27 protein-coding genes are annotated in these 25,691 nt (G+C 59.8%); 12 read left to right on the plus strand and 15 right to left on the minus strand.

Features of this window, described 5'->3' with window-relative positions; genetic code table 11:
- Positions 1-4: 4 nt before the first annotated feature.
- The 3 genes from Q0936_RS11990 to thrS all read right to left on the minus strand — a co-directional run bounded on the left by Q0936_RS11990 (position 5) and on the right by thrS (position 3,372).
- Complete coding sequence (locus Q0936_RS11990; protein ID WP_299292442.1) at positions 5-868, minus strand: DUF692 domain-containing protein; 864 nt, start codon at positions 866-868, stop codon at positions 5-7.
- 60 nt (positions 869-928) lie between these two features.
- Positions 929-1,234 (minus strand): DUF2282 domain-containing protein, encoded by a 306-nt coding sequence (locus Q0936_RS11995; protein ID WP_299292440.1) that lies wholly within the window; start codon positions 1,232-1,234, stop codon positions 929-931.
- Positions 1,235-1,425: 191 nt separating this feature from the next.
- On the minus strand, positions 1,426-3,372 hold the full coding sequence (thrS, locus tag Q0936_RS12000; protein WP_299292438.1) for a threonine--tRNA ligase: 1,947 nt from the start codon (positions 3,370-3,372) through the stop codon (positions 1,426-1,428).
- Between the two features lie 241 nt (positions 3,373-3,613).
- Between thrS and Q0936_RS12005 the strand changes: the two genes are divergently transcribed.
- Positions 3,614-3,808, plus strand: coding sequence for a hypothetical protein (locus Q0936_RS12005; RefSeq protein ID WP_299146440.1), 195 nt, complete (start codon positions 3,614-3,616; stop codon positions 3,806-3,808).
- On the opposite strand, the gene Q0936_RS12010 is transcribed toward Q0936_RS12005, so the two are convergent.
- Positions 3,793-4,260 (minus strand): GNAT family N-acetyltransferase, encoded by a 468-nt coding sequence (locus Q0936_RS12010; protein ID WP_299292436.1) that lies wholly within the window; start codon positions 4,258-4,260, stop codon positions 3,793-3,795. The genes Q0936_RS12005 and Q0936_RS12010 overlap by 16 nt on opposite strands.
- Positions 4,261-4,568: 308 nt before the next feature.
- Between Q0936_RS12010 and Q0936_RS12015 the strand changes: the two genes are divergently transcribed.
- The 7 genes from Q0936_RS12015 (at position 4,569) to Q0936_RS12045 (ending at position 10,427) form a co-directional block, all read left to right on the plus strand.
- The gene (locus Q0936_RS12015) at positions 4,569-5,321 is read left to right on the plus strand and encodes an alpha/beta hydrolase (RefSeq protein ID WP_299378142.1); all 753 of its coding nucleotides are present in this window, start codon (positions 4,569-4,571) and stop codon (positions 5,319-5,321) included.
- Complete coding sequence (locus Q0936_RS12020) at positions 5,318-6,307, plus strand: alpha/beta hydrolase (RefSeq protein WP_299292432.1); 990 nt, start codon at positions 5,318-5,320, stop codon at positions 6,305-6,307. The genes Q0936_RS12015 and Q0936_RS12020 overlap by 4 nt, the downstream gene beginning before the upstream one ends.
- Complete coding sequence (locus Q0936_RS12025; protein ID WP_299292430.1) at positions 6,307-6,735, plus strand: VOC family protein; 429 nt, start codon at positions 6,307-6,309, stop codon at positions 6,733-6,735. The genes Q0936_RS12020 and Q0936_RS12025 overlap by 1 nt, the downstream gene beginning before the upstream one ends.
- A 17-nt stretch (positions 6,736-6,752) precedes the next feature.
- Positions 6,753-7,367, plus strand: a complete 615-nt coding sequence (locus tag Q0936_RS12030; protein ID WP_299292462.1) for a hypothetical protein — start codon at positions 6,753-6,755, stop codon at positions 7,365-7,367.
- Positions 7,368-7,489: 122 nt separating this feature from the next.
- A complete protein-coding gene (locus Q0936_RS12035; protein ID WP_299292428.1) occupies positions 7,490-8,578 on the plus strand; it encodes a transporter substrate-binding domain-containing protein in 1,089 nt (362 codons plus the stop codon).
- A gap of 11 nt (positions 8,579-8,589) precedes the next feature.
- On the plus strand, positions 8,590-9,618 hold the full coding sequence (locus tag Q0936_RS12040; protein ID WP_299292426.1) for a transporter substrate-binding domain-containing protein: 1,029 nt from the start codon (positions 8,590-8,592) through the stop codon (positions 9,616-9,618).
- Positions 9,619-9,716: 98 nt separating this feature from the next.
- A complete protein-coding gene (locus Q0936_RS12045; RefSeq protein WP_299146447.1) occupies positions 9,717-10,427 on the plus strand; it encodes an alpha/beta fold hydrolase in 711 nt (236 codons plus the stop codon).
- Between the two features lie 52 nt (positions 10,428-10,479).
- Here Q0936_RS12045 and Q0936_RS12050 read toward each other — a convergent pair whose 3' ends face one another.
- Together Q0936_RS12050 and phaZ are read right to left on the minus strand one after the other, a co-directional pair.
- On the minus strand, positions 10,480-11,061 hold the full coding sequence (locus tag Q0936_RS12050; RefSeq protein WP_299292424.1) for a DUF6151 family protein: 582 nt from the start codon (positions 11,059-11,061) through the stop codon (positions 10,480-10,482).
- Between the two features lie 3 nt (positions 11,062-11,064).
- The gene (gene phaZ, locus Q0936_RS12055) at positions 11,065-12,336 is read right to left on the minus strand and encodes a polyhydroxyalkanoate depolymerase (RefSeq protein ID WP_299292422.1); all 1,272 of its coding nucleotides are present in this window, start codon (positions 12,334-12,336) and stop codon (positions 11,065-11,067) included.
- A gap of 151 nt (positions 12,337-12,487) precedes the next feature.
- Between phaZ and phaC the strand changes: the two genes are divergently transcribed.
- Entirely contained in the window at positions 12,488-14,293 is a 1,806-nt protein-coding gene (gene phaC / locus Q0936_RS12060) for a class I poly(R)-hydroxyalkanoic acid synthase (protein WP_299146450.1), read from the plus strand.
- A 141-nt stretch (positions 14,294-14,434) separates the two neighbouring features.
- Positions 14,435-14,878 (plus strand): phasin family protein, encoded by a 444-nt coding sequence (locus Q0936_RS12065; RefSeq protein ID WP_299146451.1) that lies wholly within the window; start codon positions 14,435-14,437, stop codon positions 14,876-14,878.
- A 151-nt stretch (positions 14,879-15,029) separates the two neighbouring features.
- On the opposite strand, the gene Q0936_RS12070 is transcribed toward Q0936_RS12065, so the two are convergent.
- Positions 15,030-15,905: a LysR family transcriptional regulator gene (locus Q0936_RS12070; RefSeq protein WP_299292420.1), complete on the minus strand. Its 876-nt coding sequence runs from the start codon at positions 15,903-15,905 to the stop codon at positions 15,030-15,032.
- 91 nt (positions 15,906-15,996) lie between these two features.
- Between Q0936_RS12070 and Q0936_RS12075 the strand changes: the two genes are divergently transcribed.
- A complete protein-coding gene (locus Q0936_RS12075; protein WP_299292418.1) occupies positions 15,997-16,926 on the plus strand; it encodes an NAD-dependent epimerase/dehydratase family protein in 930 nt (309 codons plus the stop codon).
- Between the two features lie 84 nt (positions 16,927-17,010).
- The gene (phaR, locus tag Q0936_RS12080; RefSeq protein WP_299292416.1) at positions 17,011-17,568 is read left to right on the plus strand and encodes a polyhydroxyalkanoate synthesis repressor PhaR; all 558 of its coding nucleotides are present in this window, start codon (positions 17,011-17,013) and stop codon (positions 17,566-17,568) included.
- 18 nt (positions 17,569-17,586) lie between these two features.
- Here the strand turns inward: phaR and Q0936_RS12085 are convergent, their stop codons facing one another.
- The 8 genes from Q0936_RS12085 to Q0936_RS12120 form a co-directional block, all read right to left on the minus strand.
- On the minus strand, positions 17,587-18,765 hold the full coding sequence (locus tag Q0936_RS12085; RefSeq protein ID WP_299292414.1) for a DegT/DnrJ/EryC1/StrS family aminotransferase: 1,179 nt from the start codon (positions 18,763-18,765) through the stop codon (positions 17,587-17,589).
- A gap of 116 nt (positions 18,766-18,881) precedes the next feature.
- Positions 18,882-20,183, minus strand: coding sequence for an FAD-binding oxidoreductase (locus tag Q0936_RS12090; RefSeq protein WP_299292412.1), 1,302 nt, complete (start codon positions 20,181-20,183; stop codon positions 18,882-18,884).
- A 43-nt stretch (positions 20,184-20,226) separates the two neighbouring features.
- On the minus strand, positions 20,227-21,588 hold the full coding sequence (locus tag Q0936_RS12095) for a glutamine synthetase family protein (protein WP_299292410.1): 1,362 nt from the start codon (positions 21,586-21,588) through the stop codon (positions 20,227-20,229).
- Between the two features lie 3 nt (positions 21,589-21,591).
- The gene (locus Q0936_RS12100) at positions 21,592-22,269 is read right to left on the minus strand and encodes a type 1 glutamine amidotransferase (RefSeq protein ID WP_299292408.1); all 678 of its coding nucleotides are present in this window, start codon (positions 22,267-22,269) and stop codon (positions 21,592-21,594) included.
- Positions 22,270-22,308: 39 nt separating this feature from the next.
- On the minus strand, positions 22,309-23,643 hold the full coding sequence (locus Q0936_RS12105; protein WP_299292406.1) for a glutamine synthetase family protein: 1,335 nt from the start codon (positions 23,641-23,643) through the stop codon (positions 22,309-22,311).
- Positions 23,644-23,690: 47 nt separating this feature from the next.
- Entirely contained in the window at positions 23,691-24,497 is an 807-nt protein-coding gene (locus Q0936_RS12110) for an ABC transporter permease subunit (RefSeq protein ID WP_299292404.1), read from the minus strand.
- Positions 24,494-25,381 (minus strand): ABC transporter permease subunit, encoded by an 888-nt coding sequence (locus Q0936_RS12115; RefSeq protein WP_299292460.1) that lies wholly within the window; start codon positions 25,379-25,381, stop codon positions 24,494-24,496. The genes Q0936_RS12110 and Q0936_RS12115 overlap by 4 nt, the downstream gene beginning before the upstream one ends.
- On the minus strand, positions 25,381-25,635 hold the full coding sequence (locus Q0936_RS12120; protein ID WP_299292402.1) for a hypothetical protein: 255 nt from the start codon (positions 25,633-25,635) through the stop codon (positions 25,381-25,383). Before Q0936_RS12120 ends, Q0936_RS12115 begins: the two co-directional genes overlap by 1 nt.
- Positions 25,636-25,691 lie beyond the last annotated feature (56 nt).

The raw sequence follows: 25,691 nt of genomic DNA on the forward strand, positions 1-25,691 counted from the left end.
GAGGTTACGATCCAGCGGTTGCGCTCTGCAACGCCAGTGCGGCGCGTTCGGCCTCGGCTTGCAGGATTGGCCATTCAGGTACGTCGTTGTCCCATTCCACCAGAACAGGCGCGGGCCCGGTGCGCTGTAGGGTATGGCGCAAAAGGTCCCAGACTGGTTCGGCGGTTTTGCGGCCGTGGCTGTCAATCAACAGCGGCGCACCCTGATCGTCGTGGTCATGGTCATGGCCGCCGACATGGATTTCCCCAACGGCGTCAATGGGGTAGGCATCGACGTAGCCTTGGGGCGTGTAGTCGAGATTGGTGGCGGAGATAAACACGTTGTTCACATCGAGCAGCAGCCCACACCCGGTACGACGGACCAACTCGGCCAGGAAATCCGTCTCGGACCACGTGCTTTGTGAGAAGGCGAGGTAGCTCGATGGGTTTTCCAAGAGCAGGCGACGACCCAGCCGTGTTTGCACCTGGTCGATATGTTCGGCCACACGCGCGAGGGTCGCGTCGGTGTAGGGCAGGGGCAGCAAGTCGTCGAGAAACTCGGCGCCGTGGGTGGACCAAGCAAGGTGTTCGGAAAAGCTTGCCGGTTCCAACCAGTCCAGCAAGTGTGCCAGCCGGGTCAGGTGGTCCTGATCAAGAGGCTGTTCACCGCCGATCGACAGGCCAACGCCGTGTACGGACACCGAAAACTGATCGCGCAGGGCGCGCAGTTGCGCGTGGGGGCGACCGCCGTCGCCCATGTAGTTTTCGGCGTGCACTTCGATCCATTTGACGGGACCCGGATCGTCACGCAAAGCATTGAAATGCTGCGCTTTGTAGCCAACGCCGGGTGCTGCTGGCAGGCGGGGAGGGGTCAGTGTCGCGTCCAGCATGTCGAGGCTCCTGGCGGTGGGAGTGCTGCGCCACAACGGGGCGGCGCAGCGCGGTCCGCATCAGGCGGGCAGGTCGCGGGTCAGTTCTTCGAGCGAACCGGTGCGTGCGGTGCCATCCGCCATTTGGGGCAGGTCGATTTCCGCGCATGTACCAGCGTCAACAAGGGTCCAAGCGTTGCCTTGGTAGTCCACAGTCGATGTGCCGGCGCAGGTGGTACCCGGTCCGGCGGCGCAGTCGTTTTCGCCTGCGAGCGAGATGCCATAGCATTTTTCCTTGGCGGCGGCTTCGGCGCTTGTGGCTGTGTGGGCGGTCATCGCGGCGGCGACGGCACCGACGATTGCTACTGTCTTCATGGTCTTCGACATCTTCAACGTCCCTTTCGGATATCGGTTACAATACGGTCGTGCGCTTTACATAGGGCACCATGTTCCAAAGTTACCACCCACGCAGGGCTGTGTCACAGAGGCGTTATCAGATGTCAGCAAAAAGGCCGGAATTTGCGTAAATTCCGGCCTTGCTGTGCGGTGTCATAGGCGCTCGCGGGGGTGAAACCGCGTCAGCGCAGGTCTGGTGGCGTGGCTTCCAGTCCCAATGTTTCAGTGATGTCTGCCAACGACTGCACGCTGGTTTGCTTTTCGCCCAACCGACGGACAGAGACGGTGCGTTCCTCGACCTCGCGCGCGCCAACGGCGAGGATCACGGGCACCTTGCCGACCGAGTGTTCGCGGACCTTGTAGTTGATCTTTTCGTTGCGGATATCCGCCTCGACTCGGACACCAGCGGCGCGCAGTGTCTCGACCACTTCGGCCACGTAATCGTCGGCCTCTGACGTGATTGAGGCCACAACCACCTGCCGGGGTGCGATCCAGAACGGCAGTTTGCCAGCGTGTTCCTCGATCAGAATGCCGATGAACCGCTCGAACGAGCCAAGGCAGGCGCGGTGCAGCATCACGGGGCGGTGCTTGGCGCCGTCGGCCCCGATATAGGTCGCGTCCAGACGCTCAGGCAGAACAAAGTCGACCTGGTGGGTGCCGCATTGCCAGTCACGCCCAATGGCGTCGGTCAGCACAAACTCCAGCTTGGGGCCGTAGAATGCGCCTTCGCCGGGGTTCAATTCTGGTTCGATACCCGCCGCGCGGGTCGCGGCCAAAAGTGCGGTTTCGGCCTTGTCCCAAATCTCGTCCGACCCGGACCGCTGTTCCGGCCGGTCGGAAAACTTCACGCGGAAGCTTTCGAACCCGAGGTCTTTGTACACGCTGGTCAGGTAGTCGATGTAGACGGCGGTTTCTTCTTCGATCTGGTCCTCGCGGCAGAAGATGTGACCATCGTCCTGGGTAAAGCCGCGCACCCGCATGATGCCGTGCAGCGCGCCCGACGGCTCGTACCGCGCGCAAGAACCGAACTCGGCCATGCGCAGCGGCAGATCGCGGTAAGACTTCAGACCTTGGTTGAAGATTTGCACGTGGCAGGGGCAGTTCATCGGCTTCAGGGCGTTCACGGCTTTTTCGCGCGCGTGATCCTCGTCCACTTCGACGATGAACATGTGTTCCTGATATTTGTCCCAGTGGCCCGATGCTTCCCACAGTTTGCGATCAACCACTTGCGGGGTGTTCACCTCGACGTAACCACCCGCGCGCTGCTTGCGCCGCATATAGTCCTGAAGGCCGGTGTAGATGTTCCAACCGTTCGGGTGCCAAAAGATTTGGCCCGGTGCTTCTTCCTGCATGTGGAACAGGTCCATCTCGCGACCCAGCTTGCGGTGGTCGCGTTTCGCGGCCTCTTCGAGCATGTTGAGGTGCGCGCGCAGCTTTTCCTTGCCGGTAAAGGCCACGCCATAGATGCGCTGGAGCATCGCGCGGTTGCTGTCACCGCGCCAGTACGCACCGGCGATGGACATCAGCTTGAACGCATCACCCGGCACCTGGCCGGTGTGTTGCAAGTGCGGGCCACGGCACAGGTCTTGCCAGTCGCCGTGCCAGTACATGCGCAGCGGCTCGTCGCCCGGAATGCTCTCGATCAACTCGACTTTGTAGGGCTCGCCCCGGTCCTTGTAGTACTGGATCGCCACGTCGCGGTCCCAGACTTCGGTCCGGACGCCGTCACGCTTGTTGATGATCTCTTTCATCTTTTTCTCGATCACACCCAGATCTTCGGGGGTGAAGGGTTCGGCGCGGTCAAAGTCATAGTACCAGCCATCCTTGATGACGGGGCCGATGGTGACCTTGGTGTCGGGCCAGATTTCCTGCACCGCGCGGGCCATGATGTGCGCCAGATCGTGGCGCACCAGTTCATTGGCCTGCTCTTCGTCGGCCATGGTGTGAATGGCAATCTGCGCGTCGGCGTCGATAGGCCATTGCAGGTCCCAATGCTGGCCGTCCACGGTGGCGCTGATGGCTTTCTTGGACAGGGATTTGGAAATGCTTTCGGCCACTGCGGCAGGGGTGATCCCCGCCTCATAGTCGCGTGCATTGCCATCAGGAAAAGTGAGAGAGATTCGGGCCATGTCGGCACTCCTCGTCAGTTTGGCGCCCACGGAACGCCCGGTTGCGGGTAAATGTGTCTGGCGGATGTGGCAGGACCGCCCGCGCAGGTCAAGCGCCTGCGTTGCCCTGCATACAATGGCATGCTGATTTTCCGACATTTTCGGGTCTTTTTGCGACGTTTTGGGCTGGACCTTTTGCGGTGGATACCTATTTTGCCAATCAGTTCACTATCGGAAACTTTTGATCGCAAGGGGAACGAACGTGCCCAAGTACAACACTACATTCGAGCTGTCGGTCGACGATCTGGACCTGATCGAAGACGCGCTGCGTGTCGCCAAACAGGCCAAGGCAGACGCCAAAGCGGCCAAGACCCGCAAAATCCATGATTTGTTGGGGCGGCTTCACAATCAAAAGACGTTCTTCCGCCCCGCCAAAGGCACTTACGTCAGCGGCTGATCCAGCGAAATGGCGAAACGCGGCCCACTGGGCAGGCGTGGGACGAACCCGCGCGTTTCATAGAATTGCGCCGCTGCGTGGTTGTCCGGATGCGTGCCGACCGTCATGAGAGAACAGCCCAGCGTGCGGCACAGATCGTGACAGGCCGCGACCAGCGCCCGCCCCACGCCGGTGCCGCGTGCAGAGGGGCGCACGAACAGGTGGTGCATATCCATCCCCTTTGCGCTGCTCTGCAATTGCCCAAGCGGCAACAGTGCGGCGTATCCAATCAGACCTTTTGACCCGGCCTCTGCCACCAGCACCCTGTACCAGGGCGAGGGCCCAATCACGTCCTTGCGCAATTGGTTGGGGTTCACGTTTGGTGTGTCACCGTGATGCGCGGCAAGCGCGCAGATCAGCTGGTGCAACTGAGGCAGGTCGGTTTCTGTGACGGGTCGGATTGTCGGTGCCATTTTGGCTCTCCTTTGTGCGCGGCACAGGGAGGTTGCAAATGACGGTGCCGCGGTTGCGGCGGGTGGGGTCAGATAGAAGACACGGCACAGGCACGCAGGATATGCGTCTGTGTAAAATACCAGTTTGTGCGCGTGTGTGTCATGCGCGGACCGTGCCGATTTCCGGTGCTCCGGTCAAGAGGGCGTTCTGTTGAAAACCGCCGGTCGTCCCGGTGCGATTTGTCATCGTTGCGGCGATGGCCCTTGCGTCAGTATGGACAGCGCCCCGCCAGACACCCATGATCCGCCCAACGCAATCGGGGGGTATCATGCACGCACCTAACACTTTTGAGACGCCGCAGGGGCGCAACATTGCCTACCACAAAACCGAAGGGCAGGGACCGTGCGTCGCCTTTCTGGGCGGTCTTAAGTCAGACATGGAGGGCACGAAGGCCATTCATCTCGAGGCGTGGTGCCGGGCGCAGGGGCGTGCGTTCCTTCGGTTTGACTATTCCGGGCATGGCCAAAGCTCTGGCACGTTCGAAGAGGGGTGCATTGGTGACTGGGCTGAGGATACGGCGGCGGCATTGGGGACGTTGACCGAGGGCAAGGTGATCGTCGTCGGCAGTTCCATGGGGGGCTGGCAATCGTTGTTGTTTGCCCGTGCGCAGCCTGACCGTGTTGCAGGTCTCGTGACCATCGCTGCCGCGCCGGATTTCACAGAAGACGGGTATTGGGCCACCTTCAGCGATGCGCAAAAGGCGGCACTGGCGCGGGATGGCCAAGTCGAAATGCCTTCGGACTATATGGAGCCGTACATCATCACCAAACGGTTGATCGAGGACGGTCGGCGCAACCTTGTACTGCGCGATCCGCTGCATCTGCCGTTTCCGGTGCGCTGTTTGCAAGGCACAGAGGACACGGCCGTGACCACCGCCACCGCCGTGCGGTTACTGGAGCATGCCGACAGCCCGGATATGCGCCTGACATTGGTCAAAGGGGCGGATCACCGGTTTTCGGACGGGCCGTGCCTTGGGATGATCGAGGCCGCCGTTCTTGATGTTCTGGGGGCCGCGCAATGAGGGCAATCGGGAAATTCATTGGCCGGCTGCTGCTGACATTTGTGGCATTGATCGCGGCGATGTGGACATTTGGACCCTATGAGGACGCGACCCTGACGCCGGCACCTGGCGCAACTGCCGTGGATGGCGACCTTGATGCCCATTTTGCAGGTGTCGAGGCCGCCTATGACGACATCACGCCGGGTGTCGAGAAACGGGTGATCTGGGCGGGCGATGCTGGCGCGCGGACAGACTGGTCGATCCTGTACGTCCACGGGTTTTCCGCCACGTCCGAAGAAATCCGCCCGGTTCCCGATCAGGTCGCGGCGGCGCTGGGTGCAAACCTGATCTATACCCGCTTGCAGGGGCATGGTCGCAGCGGTGCCGCAATGGCCGAAGGCAGTGTTCAGGGCTGGGTCAACGATCTCGCCGAAGGACTGGCGGCGGCGCGGTTGGCGGGCGACCGTGTGCTGGTGATGTCGACATCGACCGGCGGGACTTTGGTCGCGGCGACTGCGCAGAACAGTGACATGATGCAGGATGTGGCGGGGCTCGTGTTTATCTCGCCGAATTTCGGCTTAAACAACCCACTCGCCAAGCTGCTGAGCTGGCCCGCGGCGCGCTATTGGTTGCCGCCGCTGGCAGGCGCGGAACGCAGTTTCGAGCCGCGCAACGCCGAACATGGCACCTATTGGACAACGCAATATCCCAGCGTTGCGGTGATGCCGATGGCCGCCCTGATCGACGCAACAGTTGCGATGGATCACAGCAAACAGACCATTCCCGCCCTGTTCTGGTTCGCCGAGGCGGATACAGTGGTGCGGCCTGACATCACGGCGGACATAGCCGCCGCCTGGGGCGGTCCGACACAGGTGGTCAATCCGGTGATGGGGCCGCAGGACGATCCGCAATCGCATGTGATTGCGGGCAGGATCATGTCGCCAGGCCAAACGGATGATGCCGTCGCTGGGATTACCGAGTGGGTGCAGTCGCAGGTGGAGCGCTGATGGAACACCGTGTATCGCTGATCACTGTGGGCGCGCGCGACGTCGAAACACTTGCCGCATTTTATGAGGCGTTGGGGTGGACGCGCGTGGACAGTCCGGACGGCGTCATCGCTTTTGACCTGTTGGGGCAAAGTCTAGGCATCTATCCCTTGGCCGCTCTGGCCGACGAGATCGGTGTGCCGGAAAGCGACCTTGGCCACGGGGCCATGGCGCTAAGCCACAATGTCCGCGAAAAAGCGGACGTTGCCCCCTTGCTTGATCGGGCGCAAGCGGCGGGTGGGCGTTTGCTCAAGCCCGCGCAGGATGTGTTCTGGGGCGGGCATCACGGTTATTTTGCCGACCCCGAAGGCCACATTTGGGAAATCGCCTGGAACCCGTTTTCGGCCCTCGGGCCACGGGGTGAGTTCCAGTGGAACGGAATGGGCTGATGCGCCGCCCGGCCAGCATGTGGAGCCTTGAAACACTTGGGCGGGTGCGTCTGTCCAAACATTTCTACATGCGCGACTTTCTCTATTCAGAGATCGGAAACTTTCACCAAATCAAGAACATACCGGAGAACCCTGACCGTGCTATCGCGCATGGGAAGATGTTGTGTACGCTGTTGCTTGACCCGCTGGAGGAAACCTTTGGCCGGATTGCGATACGGTCCGGGTACAGGTCCCCGCGCCTCAATCAATATGGCAATGCGAACAAGCTGAATTGCGCGCGCAACGACAATCCAATTGAATGCCACATCTGGGATTGGGGCGAGGGCGAGGCGGCCATAGCGGGGACCTCGCTGGCTATTCCATGGTTCACCGACCAGTACGAGCTGGGGCGCGATTGGCGGGATTTGGCGTGGTGGATTCACGACCATTTGCCCTATTCCGGCATGTGGTTCTTTCCCAAACTGTGCGCGCTGAACCTCGACTGGCGCCCGACGCCGCATCGGATGATCGGCAGTTACATCGCACCCAAGGGGCTGTTGCTGAGGCGGGGCGATGCACCGGGTGAAAGCCAGGCCGAACGCGCCGCTCGCTATGCGGATTTTCCAACCTTTCGGGGAATCGCCTACCCATAGGGCGGTGATCGCCCATGGCCGATGTCAACATGTATACTTGATCACAATATCTAGCTTAGACATTGACGTACCCCAGCGAAATAAGGGATTTTCGCGCACATCGTGATCTGGGGGAAACGGGCATGAAACGATTCTTGGGCGCGGCGTTTGCTGCGTTGACGGCATCGGCTGTATCTGCGGCTGCGCAATCCTGTGGTGGTGTCTATACTGTTTCGGCAGGTGACAGCCTGTCGGCCATCGCGGACAGGCATTACAAGAACGTGTCTGCCTGGACCGAGGTGCATCGCAACAACCTGTCGGTGATCGGTGAGAACCCCAACGCCTTGCGGATCGGGATGAAACTGCGCCTCGGTTGTATCGACGGTCTGCCCCAAGGCCTCGAAGGCGGTTTGCCCGTCGTGACCGAAACAGCCGTGGCGCCCGCATCCACGCCCGCACCGGCCCCGTCCGCCCCGCGCCGCAAGTTGGAACAGACGATCAATATCGTGACGGCCGGTGATTTTGCACCTTTCACGGATCAGACCTTGGAAAACGAGGGGCTGATTACGGATGTGGTCAACACCGCGATGGGGCAATCTGCATCCAGCGAAGCCTACCGCGTGCATTGGGTCAACGATTGGTCCTCGCATCTGGATCCGCTGATGAGCACGGCGATGATGGATATGGCGTTCCCATGGTACAAACCGGACTGCGAAGGGTCCCCGGACAATTACCGTTGCACGAATTTCCATTTCTCCGACCCTATGTTCGAGATGCTGATCCTGCTGTTCGTGGACAAGACGCGGCCCATCCCCTTTGCGCAGGACAGCGACATCGAAGGGCGGACGCTGTGTCGCCCCGCCGGGTATTTCACCCATGATCTCGACCGGGCCGACCGCCGCTGGATCACGGATGGCAAGATCACGCTGGAACAGCCCAGCACGGTGCGCGCCTGTTTCGAGATGCTGGTGGCCGGAGAGGTCGACGCCGTAGCAATGAACGAGTTTACGGGGCGTGCCGCGATCAAATCGCTTGATCTGAAAGACCAGGTTGAGGTGGTGCAGGGCCGTCCGGTGTCCATCGAAGGGCTGCACGTGCTGGTTCACAAGGAACATCCGGAGGCTGACGCGCTGCTGGCCACCATCAACGGTGGTCTGGATGTGATCAAAGCGTCCGGTGCTTATCAACAGGTGATCGACCGCCACATGACCAAAATCTGGTCCGACTTCTGAGGAGAGGCGCGATGTTGCGCACTGTATTTCTGAGCGGTTTGAGTGGTGTGGCGCTGGCCGGTGCGGCCTCGGCCTGCCAGCCGACGCTGACGGTTGGGCCGGATGACACATTGTTTTCCATCGCCGAGGAACAGTTGGGCGATCTGTCCCGCTGGTCGCTGATCTTTTACAATAATCCCGACATTCAGGGTGGCAGCCTTCTGGAGTTGCCCGAAGGCACGGTTCTGTCGATCCCGTGCCCCGATGACGTGGTGCGCGCGCCTGATCCTACGCCCTTGCAGCAGCCCGACGATGACGCGGAGATGAAGCTGGTCACGGCCTCGAACTATGCCCCGTTCACGGATCTCGATTGGCCGGGGCAGGGCATGTTGACGGAGCTGGTGAACGCGGCCCTCGAGACCACGCCAAACCCTGTAACCTATTCGATCACTTGGGAAAACGACTGGTCCAAACACCTGTTTCCCATGCTTGATTCCAAAAAATTCGACATGGGTTTCCCTTGGTTTCAGCCGGACTGTGCTGGCAACCCCGGCCACGAACGCTGCGTGAATTTCCATTTTTCTGACCCGCTGGTCGATCTGGTGATCCTGCTGTTTTCCAAGAGTGACGACCCCATCACCTTTGAGACCGACAGTGACCTGCATGGAAAGGTTCTGTGCCGTCCGGCGGGGTATTTCACGCATGATCTGGACCGTGCAGACCGGCGTTGGCTGACCGACAATCTGGTGACGCTGGAACAACCGGCCACGCCTGATGCCTGTTTCGACATGCTGGTCGCAGGGGAGGTCGATGCGGTGGCGCTGAACGAGTTCCTGGGCGTCCAGAAGATGTTCGAGATGGGGCTGACGGATGTTGTCTCGCCAGCCGCACGTCCGCTGTCGGTCGAAGGGCTGCACGTGCTGATTTCCAAGAAGCATTGGCGCGGCACGGCGCACCTATACCGGTTCAACGCGGGTCTGGCCAAGCTCAAGCAGACGGACCGCTACAACGAGATTGTCAGCCGTCATCTCGCGCTGTTTTGGGATCAGATCAAAGGCTGACAGGCGCAAGTTGGACTTGCCGCGCACCCCGTGGTGAGACATGGTGCTCAAAAGGCAAAACGGCAGGCAGCAGATGGCGGTAAACGCAGGGCAGGGGCATGGCTGAGCCTCTGGTATTCCTTCCCGGTATGATGTGTGATGCGCGGCTTTTTGGGCCGCAGATCGCGGCGTTGTCCTCCGAATTTTCGGTGATGGTGTCCCCTGTCACACGCGGTGAACGGATCGAAGAGATTGCGAGCGGGTTGCTGGACGAACTGCCGCAACGCTTTGCGCTGGCGGGGCTTTCGATGGGCGGGATCGTCGCGATGGAGCTGTTGCGTCGTGCGCCTGACCGGATCACGCGGTTGGCGTTGATGGACACCAACCCCCTGGCCGAGACACCACAGGTCGCCGCCGCCCGCGAGCCGCAAATCGTCAAGGTGCGCGCGGGCCGCATGTTTGATGTCATGCGCGAAGAGATGAAGCCCAATTACCTTGCGCCGGGGCCGTTTCGGAATGAAATCTTGGATCTGGTGATGGATATGGCCGAAGCCTTGGGCCCCGACGTGTTTATCCGCCAGTCTCGCGCATTGCAGCGCCGGCGGGACCAGCAGGGGACGTTGCGCAAATGCAAAGTGCCTACGATGGTTTTGTGCGGTGCGCACGATGCCTTGTGTCCGGTCAAGCGTCACACGTTCATGGCCGAACTGATCCATGGGGCAGAGCTGCGGGTGCTGGAACATGCGGGCCATTTGCCCACGCTTGAAATGCCGGATGAAACCACGCAAGCGATACGCGACTGGATGCGTCAGCCACTGGTCCTGCGCTGACGCACAACGGATTGGGACACGACGCCCGGCTTTTGAATGAATTGCATTTGGATCAGCCGTCGGGCAGCAGCGCGGCGCGTTCTGCATCTGTCACGACATAAACGTCGCGCACGGGGGTTTTTGTGCCGGGTTCAAAAAACGGCGTATCTTTCCACCGTCCTGTGACGCGACGCGACAAGGCGCGTCCTGCAAATCCCATCAGAAACCGCCAGCCGCCTTCGTGACCGCGTTTGCCGTTGGGTTTGCGCGCAAACGCGCGCGCGACGATGGGGCCAAGTGGGCTGGGGTCCGCCAAACGGTCCGTTCTGAAAGAGGCAAATGATACTTTTGGCGTGCGCATCGTGTTGAACAGCACCGCACCGCAACAGCGTGCCTGCCAGCGCAGCAAACCGGTTTCCGACAGTGAGAACGCGGCCAACTGGTCAAGCCCTGCGTCAAACCGCACCCGGTCAGGCACGGTTTGATAAAGCTGCACGCCGCCGGGTGCCGGGTCGGGCTGGCCCGCAAACAGTTCCGTTGCGCGGCAGTCGTGGCAATAGCATTCGGCGCGGGTGCCATTGGTTGGCGAAACGCCCAAAAGCGTTCCGCGCAGTTTCCCGCAGTCACAGGCAAAGGGCAGATCAACGCCCGCCACAGGTCAGGCCGCCGCGTTCTTGTTGGCCGCCTTTTTCTTGGGCTTAGGCGAGTTTGCATCGATGAAATCGAGCACCAGCGGGCGGATATTGTTGCGCCAGCTGCGCCCGGCAAAGATGCCATAGTGACCGGCGCCCGGTTCGACGTGGCTGGCCTTTTTGCTGTCGGGCAGGCCCGTGCACAGATCGAGTGCGGCAACACATTGGCCGGGGGCGGAGATGTCGTCGTTCGCGCCCTCGACCGTTTTCACGGCAACGGTTGTGATCTTGCCGATGTCGACGCGTTTGCCTTTGACGGTAAAGACGTTCTTGGCAATCTCGGCACGTTTGAAGATGCGGTCCACGGTGGACAGGTAGAACTCGGCCGTCATGTCCATCACGGCGAGGTATTCGTCGTAGAACGTGTTGTGTTTGTCGTGATCGCCTGCATCGCCACGGGCGACGGCGCTGATCTGGTCGGTGAACGCCTTGGAGTGCTTTTCCCCGTTCATCGACATGAATGACGCCAGTTGCAGCAGACCGGGATACACTTTGCGTCCCACGCCGGGGTATTTGAACCCGACGCGTTGGATCATCATTTCCTCAAGCTGGCCCATGGTGACCCGGCGGCCAAAATCCGTGACGTCCGTGGCGTTGGCGTCCGGGTCGATTGGCCCGCCGATCAGGGTCAGGGATCGCGGCTGCGCCTCTGGGTCCTCTTCGGCGAGGTATGCGGTGGCGGCCAATGTCAGGGGGGCGGGTTGGCAAACAGCAATCACATGTGTGTCTGGCCCCATGTGGCGCATATAGTCGACAAGGTAGAGGGTATAGTCCTCGACATCGAATTTGCCTGCACTGACCGGGATGTCACGGGCGTTGTGCCAGTCTGTGACATAGACCTCGCAGTCCTGCATCAGCGAAATAACGGTGGAGCGCAGCAGCGTCGCGTAGTGCCCCGACATGGGTGCAACCAGCAGAACCTTGCGCTTGCGTGGCTTGCGCCCCGCGACGTTGAAATGGATCAGGTCGCCGAAATCGCCCGGAACGGCGATGTCGATGCTGACCAGATGATCCTTGCCGTCTTCGGCGGAAAAGGACGGGATGCCCCAGTCGGGTTTGACCACCATGCGCTGAAAGGTGCGTTCCGTGACCTCACCCCAAGCACGCATCCATTGCATCGCCGGGTTCGGGATCATTGAAAACGCGGGGTAGGCGCCCAGTGCTTGTGCGGTTGCCCCAAGCCACTGGTTGGTGTTCCGCATGGTTTCCATCAGATCGTAACTGGCCATATAGCGCATAACAGTTCCTTCGTACCCGGTTGGCCCGCGCGGATATCATTCCACGTCGGACGGTTTGTCGCTTTGCGCCCTGAAACATGCGACCATACATACGCCGCAACCGCGGTTCTGCGGATGCTGCACGTGCGAAGACTACGGGGAAGACGTTAACATGACAACCAATGACACAACCGATGGTGCTGTGTCGGGCGAAAACCTCGACAAATTGAATGCAAATCTTCGTAAAGTCGAAGAGTTAACGCAGCGACTCACCCAGGTTTTGACGCACCGCAGCACGCACAATACGGCGTTGGACGGGCCGAATCAGGAATTGTTCGCCAAGGCCGCGACCGCCTATTGGCATGAGGCGTTTCGCGAACCGGCCAAGGTGCTGGAGCATCAGCTGCAATTCTGGTCGAAATCCGTAACGCATTTCGTCGAGGCGCAACAGGCGCTGGCCTCGGGCAAGTTGCAGGCGCCCGAAGATCCCGGACCAAAGGATCGGCGTTTTGCCAATCCGTTGTGGGAAACGCACCCCTATTTCAATTACGTTAAACAACAGTACCTGATCAACGCGGATGCTGTGCGTCAGGCGGTCGAGGATGTGGGTGATCTGGAGCCGCTCGAAAAACAGCGGTTGGCGTATTTTTCCCGCCAAATCGTCGACATGATGAGCCCGACCAATTTCCTGGCGACAAACCCCGACGCTCTGGAAAAGGCAGTGGCCACCGAAGGACAATCGCTGGTGCAGGGGCTTGAGAACCTGATTTCCGACCTTGAGGCCAACAACGGCGAACTGATTGTCAAACTGGCCGACGACCGTGCGTTTGAGCTGGGCGGCAATATCGCGACCTCACCAGGCAAGGTTGTCTATCGCAACCGCATGATGGAGCTGATCCAATACAGCCCGACTACGGAAACGGTTCACAAAACCCCTGTCGTTCTGTTTCCGCCCTGGATCAACAAATTCTACATTCTGGACCTCAAGCAGCAAAACAGCCTGGTCAAATGGATCGTCGATCAAGGGCATACGTTGTTTGTGGTCAGCTGGGTCAACCCTGACGCGGCCTATGCCGAGGTCGGTCTCGAAGAGTATATCGAAGAGGGCTATCTGGCCGCGATCCGCGAAGCCAAGGCAATCACCAACGAGAAACAGGTCAATGCCATCGGGTATTGCATCGCCGGCACCACGCTGTCGTTGACGCTAAGCTTGCTCAAGCAGCGCAAGGACAAGTCGATAAAGTCCGCGACCTTCTTTACCGCGCTGACGGATTTTGGGGATCAGGGCGAGTTTACGCCGTTCCTGACCGATGACTTTATTGACGGGATCGAGGCAGAGACCAAAGACAAGGGTATTCTGCCGTCGGTGATCATGGCGCGGACGTTCACGTTCCTGCGGTCCAATGACCTCGTCTATACGCCAGCCATCAAAAGCTACATGATGGGCGAGACGCCCCCGGCCTTTGACCTGCTCTATTGGAATGGGGATGGGGCCAATCTGCCGGGCAAGATGGCGATGCAATATTTGCGTGGGCTGTGCCAGCGCAATGAACTGGCCACGGGCGGGTTCGACCTCATGGGGCATCACCTTGAACTTGGTGACATTGACGTGCCGCTGTGCGCCATCGCCTGCGAGACGGATCACATCGCGCCTTGGAAAGACTGTTACCGCGGTGTGCAACAGATGGGGTCCAAGGACCGCACGTTCATCATGACGCAATCGGGTCACATCGCGGGCATCGTCAATCCGCCCAGCAAGAACAAGTACGGCCACTACACCAACACCGATTTGGCGTTGGATCATGGGGACTGGCTTGAGGGCGCAAAATTCCATCAAGGGTCCTGGTGGCCGCGTTGGGGCACGTGGCTGAAAAAACGCGCAGGCGCACAAGTTCCTGCACGCACTCCGGGAGATTCGGAACATCCTGTGCTGTGTGATGCACCCGGCACCTACGTTGCCGTTAAGGCAAAGCCCTGATTCAAAAACAGTTTTACCCAAGGTAAGGCTATTTTGCCGCACTGCAGCAAAATGCTTGAAATGCTGCGGCGCAGCATCTATGTTGTTTGCAGACGCAGAAACGCGGGGTGTTCCCGCAGCGACGCAAAAGGAATTTAGGCAATGGCCAAGACACAAGATATGACCGCGATGTTCAAAGACGTTATGGGCTCTTTCCCCGTTGATACAGCAGCGATGGAAGACGCATTCAAAACAGCCACATCGCTGAACGAAAAACTGAGCACCGTCGCCATCGACGCCGCTGAAAAATCCACCGAGATCTCCTCGAAGTGGACAAAAGAGACACTCGCCAAACTGGCCGACATGTCCAAAGCGAAAACAGAGCCTGCCGACTACGCCAAGGCGATGACCGACTTCGCATCGGCCTACGCCGAAGTGACAGCCGAGCACATGGCAGCCTTCGCGGAAGTTGCGAAGAAAGTCCAAATGGACACAGTCGAGCTGATGATGGCCGCTGGCAAAGACATGAGCGAAGACGCATCTGCCGCCGTGAAAAAAGCCACAGGCGACATGACTGCTGCTGCGAAAAAAGCGGCTGCTAAGTAAGTCACACAAGAGATATCGCGCCACCTTTCCTCCCTGAAAGGCGCGATGACTTTGGCGGGCCCCGCGTGGCCCGCCTTTTTCTTTGTCCGAAGCCCGTTGGCAGGTTCTGCAGAGTGGGTTGGGTGACGCCGGATCGGCGTCTCAATCGGTATCAGACCAGATTTTGCGCCAACCAGTCGTAAACGCGGCGGACACGCGGGATGCGACGCAGATCGGAATGAGCAGTCAGCCAAAGCGGCATGCCCCCCACATCTATGTCGCCGGATAGGCGCACAACACGCGGGTCGTTGTCGCCAACCCGTTGCGGTGCAAAACCGATGCCGTAGCCCGCGGTGACCATGTGCCAGCACAGAACCTGATCGTCGCTCCGAAATGCGAAAAAGCTGCGCCCGACTTCAAATCCGCGCAATGCAAATCCATCTATGATCAGGGTGCTGCGATCATAGCCAATCACACTGTGCCTGTGCAGATCGTCGACGGTTTCTGGCGCGCCGTGTGTTTCAACATATTGCGGCGTGGCATACATCCCCAGATCCAGGTTGGTGACGTGTTTTGCAATGACGTCAGGCTGCGTGGGGCGGTACATCCGCAGCGCGATATCTGCTTCGCGGCGCAACAGGTTTTCACTTGTATCGGATGCAACGACTTCGATTTCGATATCGGGATAGCGGTCGTGCAGCGCGCACAGGATGGGCGGCAGGATGAAATTGGCGACCACATGGCTTGCCGTCAGCCGAACGGTTCCTGCGATGTTTTGCCCTGTGCCGTCCTTGTCCGTGGCAAAGCGCGCAGCGGCGTCCGCCATGACCGTGGCGTGGCCCAAGAGGTCCGTGCCCTCGGTCGTCAGGGACATGCCACCGCTTTGCCGTTCAAACAATCGCATGCCCAGCGTCGCCTCCAACTGGGCGATATGGCGGCTGAGTGTTGGCTGGCTGATCTGGATCGCACGCGCCGCTGCGGACAGGGACCCGTGTTCGGCCACCGCGGCAAAGGATTGGATCTGAGACCAGTCTGGTGTGTTATCCAATTTTGAATAACCTATTGCAATTTATCCCAAGTGATATCCGTTTTTGTGACCTGTATCTATACGAAAGGCAAACCAAAATAGGAGAAAAGCCATGTCATCAGTGATCGTTTTGGGGGCAAAGGGACGGTTCGGCCGTGCCGCGGCTCAGGCATTTGCAAACGCAGGTTGGAACGTCGTACGCGCAGGGCGCGGTCTGTCCGGAGCCGGGACTGTCGAGGTGGATGCCACTGATGCGGCGGCCTTGTCGTTGGTGTGCATGGGGCATGATGTGATCGTGAACGCCGTTCACCCGCCATACACCGAGTGGGAGGGAACAGTTCCGCGTGTGACCGATGCGGTGATCACCGCTGCGCGCAAGAGCGGTGCCACCGTGATGCTGCCGGGAAACATCTACAACTACGGCAATCTGTTGCCCAATCGACTGACAGAACGCACGCCTTGGGTGGGCAATTACCGCAAGGCAAAGATACGGATTCGTATGGAGGATACGTATCGCGACAGCGGTGTGCGCACGATCGTGCTGCGGGCGGGTGATTTTATTGAAGCCTCGAAGAGCGGCAATTGGTTTGACACCTATATCGCGCACAAGGCGGCCAAGGGGCAGGTGACGTATCCCGGTCCTCGTGATCAGGTGCATGCCTGGGCCTATTTGCCGGACATGGCGCGGGCAATGGTTGGGCTGGCAGAACAGCGCGCGTCCTTCGAGGCCTATGAAGAATTCGGTTTCGGTGGCTATGCACTGACCGGGGAAGAAATGGTGGCCTTGATTGAAAAGGCCGTGGAGCGCCCGATGCGTGTACAGGCGTTTCCATGGTGGTTCCTGAAGGTTGCACAGCTTTGGTCGCCACTGATGCGCGAGGTTTTGGAGGTCCGGTATCTGTGGGAACGGCCGCATTTCGTGGATGATGCCAAGCTGCGCGCGCAGTTGCCCCAGTTTCAGCCCACGCCGGCATCCACTGCCATCGCAGAAGTGTTGGCGCAACATACGGAGGTGGATGTTTCTGCGCCTGTTACCGCCTGATTTTGCCGCAGGTGCACATACCCTTTCTTTTTGTCCACGCCGCGCCTAAGCTGCAACGCAGCACGGCATCGGGGAGACAGGCACGTGACAGACAAACCAGCACCATTGTTGATCAAACGCTATGCCAGCAGGCGTTTGTACAACACAGAGACCAGCGATTACGTCACGCTCGAAGACATTTCCGGTTTCATCCGGGACGGTCGTGAGGTGCAGATTGTGGACTTGAAGACCGGCGATGATCTGACGCGCCAGTATCTGTTACAGATCATCGCCGAACACGAAAGCCGTGGCGAAAGCGTGTTGCCCGTGGACGTGTTGAACGATCTGGTGCGCAGCTACATGGGCGGCGGGGCATCGGTTGTGCCACAGTTCCTGCAAGCCTCGTTCGAGATGTTGCGGGATGGTCAGAGCAAGGTCATGGAGAACATGACAGCGATCAACCCAATGACCAAAATGCCGGGCTTTGAGATGATGCAGGCGCAGCAAGAGGCCTTCATCAAGGCGATGACAGGCGGTTTGTCGTCCGGCTGGACCGGTGGTAGCGGCGGCCCGGAAGCCGAGGCACAGCCCGAGGGTGAAGACCTTGATGCGATCAAAAAGCAGCTGGCGGAACTGCAGGACAAGTTATCGAAACTGTCCTGAGCGGCGGGGGGCGCGCGTCTAGGCGGCGCGCTGCTCGGTCGCGTCGGCCACCGCGGCCAGCAATACATCTGCGATTGCCTTCAGCGTGTCCGTAGGCAAGTGCACGGGCAGTCGCACATCGCAGGCACGCATCAGCATCTGGCGGGTTTTCGGCAGTTCGGGCAGATCCGGGATGAATTGCCAGTTCCAAAAGGCCCGCGCGTTGTCGGTGCTGGCGCCGAAGACCTGAACTTTCACACCATTGGCCGCTGCGGTTTCAACAAAGGTGGCGACCTGCGCATCGGTTACATCGACCAGGTTGAACTGAATGGAATCCGGTGCGCGGACCTCACCGGCAAGTGGGGCAGGCACGTGGATGTGGGCGCTTTGGTCCAGCAGGTCCGCCACGAAGTCGTGGTTGCGTCGCCCGTCTTCGACACGGCGAGCCAGATGCGGCAATTGCGGACGGATGACCGCGGCGCTGAGGTTCGACATGCGCAAATTGTAGAGCGGCCATTGGTTTTGGTGCGTGGCAAAGGCGGTTTGCAGCACCGGGTGCTTTTTCCAATTGTGCTCGTATGCGCCGGACATGATGATCGCGCGGGCGACGAGATCGGCATCGTCGGTGATCATGATCCCGCCTTCGCCCGCGTTGATCATCTTGTAAGACTGGAACGAGAAACAGCCGATCCGCCCCAGCGTCCCAATCTTGGCCCCGTTCCAGGTTGTGCCCAGCGAGTGCGCGGCATCTTCGATCAGGGGGACGCCCGCTGCGTCGCACAGCTCCTTGATTGCATCCATATCCGACGTGTGACCCCGCATATGGCTGACAATGACGGCCTGAACGGACGGAAGTTTGGCCGCGAAATCGTCCATATCAATGCGGTAGTTGTCGCCCACCTCGCAAAGAACGGGCAAACAGTCGGCGTGCAGAACAGCCGACGGCACCGCCGCAAAGGTAAATCCGGGGATCAACACCCGTGCATCGCGGGGCAGGGCCAGGGCTTTGAGCGACAAAAACAAAGCGGCGGAGCATGAGGAAACGGCAAGTGCGAATTTGGACCCCATGAGGTCGGCAAACTCAGCCTCGAGCAATGTGACAGGTGCATCTGACGCCGCAGTGTACCGAAACAGGTCGCCAGAGCTGAGCAGGCGATCAATCTCGGCGCGTGCCTCTTGCGGAATGGCTTCGGCACTGTGCATGTCAGGCAGCGTCATATTTCAGATTCCTTATGTATCATTGTTGGTTTATTAAAACTGTTAAGCGGAAAAAGAAACGCTTTTGTGACCTATGCGCTGTCACTTGCTGAAATTACGTGTGGTCGGGGTTGGGATCAAAAACCGAGGCGGTCGCGCAGGCTGTACCAGGTCATTGCCAGCGCCAGCAGCGGCGTACGCGCCATTGCGCCACCGGGGAACGGGTGCGTCGGAATGGCTGCCATGGTGTCAAACCCGTCGCTGTCGCCCTGGACAGCGTGGGCCATCAGTTGCCCAGCATGGATTGCCGTGCCCACGCCGTGACCGGAGTAGCCGGACGCCGACAGCACATTGGGCGCCACGCGGGCAAGGTAAGGCAGGCGTTTCATCGTGATGGCCAAAGTCCCACCCCAGGCGTAGTCGATGGGCGTGTCTGCCAGATGGGGAAAAATCTCTGTCATCGGACCGCGCACTTTGGCGGCAATATCGCTTGGAAAGCGGTAGCCATAACTTTCGCCACCCCCGAACAACAGGCGACCATCCTCGCTCAGGCGAAAGTAATTCACCACAAAGCGACTGTCAGAAACGGCGATGTCACGTGCCAGCACGCGCGCCGCGTCATCCCCCAAAGGGGCCGTTGCCGCGATAAAGTTGTTGATCGGCATGACGCGCGCCGCGACTTTGCGGTCCAGCCCACCAAGATAGCCGTTGCAGGCGAGGATCACGTGATCTGCCGTTACAACGCCGCCATCCGTGTGGACACGCGCCTGCGCGCCGTGGGTGATGTGATGCACGGCGCTGCGCTCACAAAGGGTTGCACCCGCCGCCTCTGCCGCCTTGGCGAGGCCAAGTGCAAGGCGCAACGGATGCAGGTGGGCTGCGTCCCAATCGAGGATACCGCCCTTGTAGGCGGGCGATGGGCAAATGTCGTGGAACGCCTCGGCATCCAGCACATCAAGCGGATAGTCGTATTGGCGGGCCATATGATCGGCGTAGTGGCGCAGATCATCCACGTCACCTGCACGCTCTGCCGTCCATGCAATGCCGGGTCGCAGGGCGCAGTCGATATTGTGCCGGGCGATCAGATCCTTGACCAGCGCCTTGGCATCCTGCCCCAGATCCCAAAGCTGGCGGGCGGTGTCGATCCCCAGCATCTGCTCAAGATAGGGCTGTTCGACCCGCTGGCCCGATCCCAACTGTCCGCCATTGCGACCGGATGCGCCGAACCCAACGCGGTGCGCATCGACCACCACCACCCGGCGCCCGGCCTCGGCCAGATGCAAAGCTGCCGACAGGCCCGTATATCCCGCACCCACGATGCACACGTCCGCACTCTGCTCTCCGCGCAAGGGCGGGCGTTCCGGCGTGACCTCTGCCGTCGCGGCATACCAACTTGGCGGATAGGTCCCGGCACGGTCATTGGCAAAAAGCAGGTTCATCAGACGCGCCCCCAGTTTCGGTCCAGCAGGATCAATGCGCCGATCAGACGTTCAGCAGCAGGTGTTCCCGTTCCCACGGTGAAATCACTTGCAAGAACTCGTCATATTCTGCGCGCTTCACGATGGAGTAGACCCGCGCAAACTCAGGCCCCAGAACGCCGTGCAGATCAGTGGCCGCATCAAACAGGTCCAGCGCCGATCCCAAAACGCGGGGAATGTCGCCGTTGCCCTCGTAAGCATCACCGCGAAACTGCGGCGAGGGGCGGCGTTCTTGGATCAAGCCGAGATAGCCACACGCCAGCGATGCCGCGATGCCCAAGTAAGGGTTACAGTCCATGCCCGCGATCCGGTTTTCGACCCGGCGCGCCTGTGGGTCGGACAGGGGGATGCGGATTCCGGTTGTCCGGTTGTCGCGCCCCCATGCCAGATTGATCGGGGCGGCGTGGTCTTTGACATAGCGGCGGTAGCTGTTGACGAAGGGCGCCATCACCGCAAGGGCTGCGGGCAGGTGGTTTTGCAATCCGGCGATAAAGTGGAAGAAGGCGTCAGTATCGCCCCCTTGTGGTCCGACAAACAGGTTTTCACCACTGGCTTTGTCGATGATCGAATGGTGGATGTGCATTGCACTGCCGGGTTCATCCTCGATCGGTTTGGCCATGAATGTCGCAAAGCAATCGTGCCGCAGCGCGGCCTCACGGATCAGCCGTTTGAAGTAGAACACCTCGTCCGCCAGCTTGACGGGATCGCCATGACGCAAGTTGATCTCCAGCTGACCAGCGCCGCCTTCTTGGGTGATGCCGTCGATCTCGAACCCTTGCGCCTCGGCAAAGTCATAGATGTCGTCGATCACGGGGCCAAATTCATCCACCGCTGTCATGGAATAGGCTTGTCGCGCAGCGGCAGGCCGGCCTGAGCGGCCAACCATCGGCTGGATTTCCTGCGCAGGGTCCAGATTGCGCGCAATGAGGAAAAATTCCATTTCCGGGGCCACAATCGGCTCCCACCCCCGGTCGTGATAAAGTTGCACAACCCGCTTGAGAACATTGCGCGGGCTGAACGGCACGGGAACGCCCTTGCGGTCGAAGGCGTCATGGATGACCTGCAACGTCCAATCCCCGGTCCACGGTGCGGCAGTTGCCGTGCTCATGTCCGGGCGCAGGATCATGTCCTTTTCGATGAACCCGTCCTCGTCCGCGGCCTCGCCCCAATCGCCTGTGATGGTCTGATAGAAAATGCTGTCAGGCAGGTGAAAATAGTCCTGCCGCGCAAATTTGGAGGCAGGCACCGCCTTGCCACGGGCAATGCCCGGCAGGTCGGAAATGATACATTCAACCTCATCGAGGCGTTTGCCCTCGAGGTACTGTTGCGCGGCGTCCGGCAGATCGGGAATTGTCAAATCGGCCATGCGTCAGACCTCGCGCTTGAGAAAGGCAGCCATGTGCGCAGCGATGGCCGCGTTGGACACAGGGTCGGGCAGGGTGGCGCGGGCGGCGTCCAACTGGTCGTCAGGAACGACGCCGGGGCCACGGTGGGTGGCCAGCGCCTCGACCATGTCGGCGTCGAATTCCGGATGTGGCTGGATCGTCCAGATGCGGTCGCCATAGACGAGGGCCGCGTTTTCGCAAAAGTCATTCGTCGCTGTCACGGTGGCACCTGGCGGGACTTCGACAACCTGATCCTGATGCCAGGCATTCAGCGCCACGGTCTCATCGTTCAACGTGTATTCCGTTCGCCCCACGCGCCAGCCGCCGTCGAACTTGACCACACGCCCACCCATGGCTTGCGCGATGATCTGATGCCCAAAACAGATGCCAACCAGGGGCCGGCCCGAGGCATGGACCGCGCGGATCAAGTCCTCGAGCGGGGGGATGAATGCGTGGTCTTCGTATGCGCCGTGTTTTGAGCCGGTGATCAACCAACCGTCGCAGACCTCGGGCCTGTCAGGAAAGGCCATATCGACCACGTTGTAGGTTTCAAATTCAAAACCATGCCCATCCAAAAGACGATGGAACATGGCGTCATAGTCACCGATCGTTCCCAACACTTCGTCGGGCGCGTGACCGGTTTGCAAAATGCCGATTTTCATGGATCACCTGAGGGTTACACCGCCTTGATAAAGCGCGGCTTACACAGTGTCGAGATAGATTTCAGTTTGCTCTTCGACGCTCAATTCCGCCATCTCGCGCAGCTCTTGCCGTTTTGTCAGTACCATGTTGGCGACCAGCTCGGGCGCAAAGATGCGCGCGACCTCTTTGCTGTGCTCAAAGGTGTCGATGGCATCGGACCAATTGGCCGGAACGCGCGGCAGGTCCTGCGCATAGGCGTTGCCGGTGATGGGGGCAGGCGGATCCTGCCTGTCCTCGATCCCGTTCAATGCCGCACCCAAGACCGCCGCCACAGACAGATAGGGGTTCACATCCCCGCCGGCGAGGCGGTGTTCGATGCGCCGTGCTGCGGTCGGCCCGGATGGTACACGAATGGCGGCCGTCCGGTTTTCGTAGGCCCAGGCAATGCCAGTCGGCGCATGCGCCCCCGGCACGAACCGCGCATAGGAATTGGCATGGGGCGCAAAGATCAGCGTCGCGCCCGGCATTGCCGCCAAACAGCCCTGTATCGCATGACGCAACATGTCGCTGCCGCGTTCGGTTCCATCGTCAAAGACGTTGCGGCCCTCACCATCCAAAACCGAAAAGTGCATGTGAAGCCCAGAACCCGCATAGTCCTCATAAGGCTTGGCCATGAATGAAGCCGCAAACCCATGTTTGCGTGCCATGCCTTTGACCAGCATCTTGAACAACCACGCATCATCCGCGGCTTTCAACGCATCGGCCTGATGCATCAAGTTGATCTCGAACTGGCCCAAACCCGCTTCGGAAATGGCAGTGTCGGCAGGAATGTCCATCGCCTCGCAGGCATCGTACAGCTCGGTAAAAAACGCATCAAACTGGTCCAGAGCCCGTAGCGACAGGATTTCGCCTGCCACACGGCGTTTGCCTGACCGTGGCGACGGCGGCACACGTAGCCGCGTGCCAGCATCATCAATCAGAAAGAATTCAAGCTCTACCGCAACAACGGGGGTCAAGCCCTTGGCTTCGAACCGTTTCTGCACATCGGCCAAGGCGTGTCGCGGATCACCCATAAACGGGCGACCATCTTCGTGATACATCCAGATCGGCAACAGACCGGTGGGCGTTTCCAACCATGGCATCGGCATAAAACCACGCTCGGTCGGGCGCAGCACGCCGTCCCGGTCCCCGCTTTCCATCACAAGCGGGCTGTCCTCGATGTCTTCGCCCCAAATGTCGAGATTCAATACAGACAACGGAAACCGCGTCCCCGTTTCTGTCACCTTGTCAGCAAAGCGCACTGGCATGCGTTTGCCCCGTGCCACACCGTTCAAATCGGACGCCGCCACACGGATCGCGCGGATTTCAGGGTTTTCAATCAGCCAATCGTGCATGGGGCTTCATTGTTCCAAAAATATGCCCGCCGGAGGCATGAAACCTGTCAGCGGATGAGGTTGAGGCGCAGTTTCATCTTGCTGCGCGCGTTCGCGGGCAAGTGTCGGTTGAGCCGCCGGTTCACCAATCCAAAGAGGCCGATGATCACCAGGGTCAGCAAAATGAAATACCCGGCCAGGATCGGGTAAGGGACAAAGGGGTTGAACGTCTTGTCCGCAAAGTAGCTTGCATAATACAGCGCGTCGCCCCGTTGCTGCCACGCCGGAAACCCCGAGAAATAGACAAGCGTGGTGGCGTGAAACAGAAAGATTGCCTCGTTCGTATAGGCGGGCCAGGCCAGCCGCAGCATCGTGGGCCAGACGATCCGACGAAACCGCGACCATCCCGACAGCCCATAGGCATCCGCCGCCTCGACCTCGCCTTTGGGAATGGATTGCAGCGCGCCATAGAAAATCTGCGCCGAATAGGCACCTGTGTTCAGGAACAGCACAATCAACGCACCCAGCCACGCCGCCGTAAAGGGATCAAAAAACGGGTACGCGCCTTTGAGATTCAGAAACAGGAAGTAGGCAAAGAAGAACTGGATAAACAGCGGCGAACCCCGGAAGAGAAAGATGAACCATTCCGCAGGTTTGCGCAGCCAAGGGTTTGCCGAACCTTTGCCAAGCGCAATTGCCGTGGCGAGGAAAAAGCCCGTCGTCAGCGCCATGAGGCCGAAATAGACGTTCCAGATCATACCCGATCCGATCAGCACCACCTGTTCGCACAAGGTGAAGTCGCTGCGCGGCAACAACCGTTCGCCGATGCCGATAGACCGCAAGCTGTAGGATTGTATGGTCTCAAGGCAACTCACGCGGGCGCCCCCTTGCGCTGTGCCTCACCACCCGTGGTGGCCTGACCACGTGTCAGCCGCGCCATGATCCGCGACAACACCTTTTCCGACCCCCAGGTCATAAAGAGGTAGAACACCAACAGAGCGAGGAAATACCACATGCGCCAATCGCCATGCGGATACGCCGTAAAACGAGCCGTCTTGGTCCCACCCAGTTCACGGGCCCAATACACCACGTCCTCGATGCCCAACAGAAACAGCAGGGGCGTCGCCTTGATCAGAACCTGCCACAGGTTCGACAGACCGGGCAGGGCATAGACCCACATTTGCGGCACAAGAATGCGCCAGAACGTCTGACGCGGTGACATGCCATAGGCCTCTGCGGTCTCGAGTTGCGCCTTGGGCACGGCGCGCATCGCGCCAAAGATCACGTTGGCCACAAAGGCCCCGAACACCAAGGCAAAGGTCATGACGGCCAGGGCAAAAGCATATGCCTGATGGACCGCCTGGGGGGCCGTACCCAGCGGCAGCTTGGCCTGCGGGCACACGAGAAAGTCGTTGCCTTGCCTGATCGGGTCAGTCCAGTCGGGACACAGCGCCTGATGGCGCAGCCATTCAAAGCCCTGATCCAGCGCGATGACGAAAAACAGGAAAAATGCGATGTCCGGTACACCGCGCACAATGGCGATATAGGCCTTGCCCAACCAGGACACCGGCAGGATTTGCGACCGTGCCGACATCGCACCCGCGAACCCAAAGGCAAGCGCCACTGGGGCTGTGACCGCCAGAATGCCAATCACCTTCAAAAAGCTCAGGTAGAAAGAAAAATGCACGCCTGTGGTAAGGTAGCAGCTAAGCCACCAGAGCCGCTCCAACGTGTCGGGATCACTGCAATACGAAAACACTAGCGCCACCACTGCCGATGAAAGTGGTGGTGATGTGCGGCACCGAAATGTCTGACGCGCCCAACCTGCTGCAAGTAGGCGTCGGGCAAAGGGAAGTCTCTGATGTCGTCGGGCCGCATGGTTTCGATCGAGACCTCAACACCCTCAGCAACATCCGGGTAGTCGATCGCCAGCTCACGCGCTTTGACTTCGTGCAACTCTTGCACGGCCACCATCATCTCGATGCCGGTCTTTGGTGTGTAGTCGGCGCGCACGCGGAACAAGTATCCAATAATAGGTTGGGGGTCCGCCGTACGGCGTAGTCCGCGCA

It is taken from the genome of uncultured Tateyamaria sp., from assembly GCF_947488715.1.
Classification (GTDB): domain Bacteria; phylum Pseudomonadota; class Alphaproteobacteria; order Rhodobacterales; family Rhodobacteraceae; genus Tateyamaria.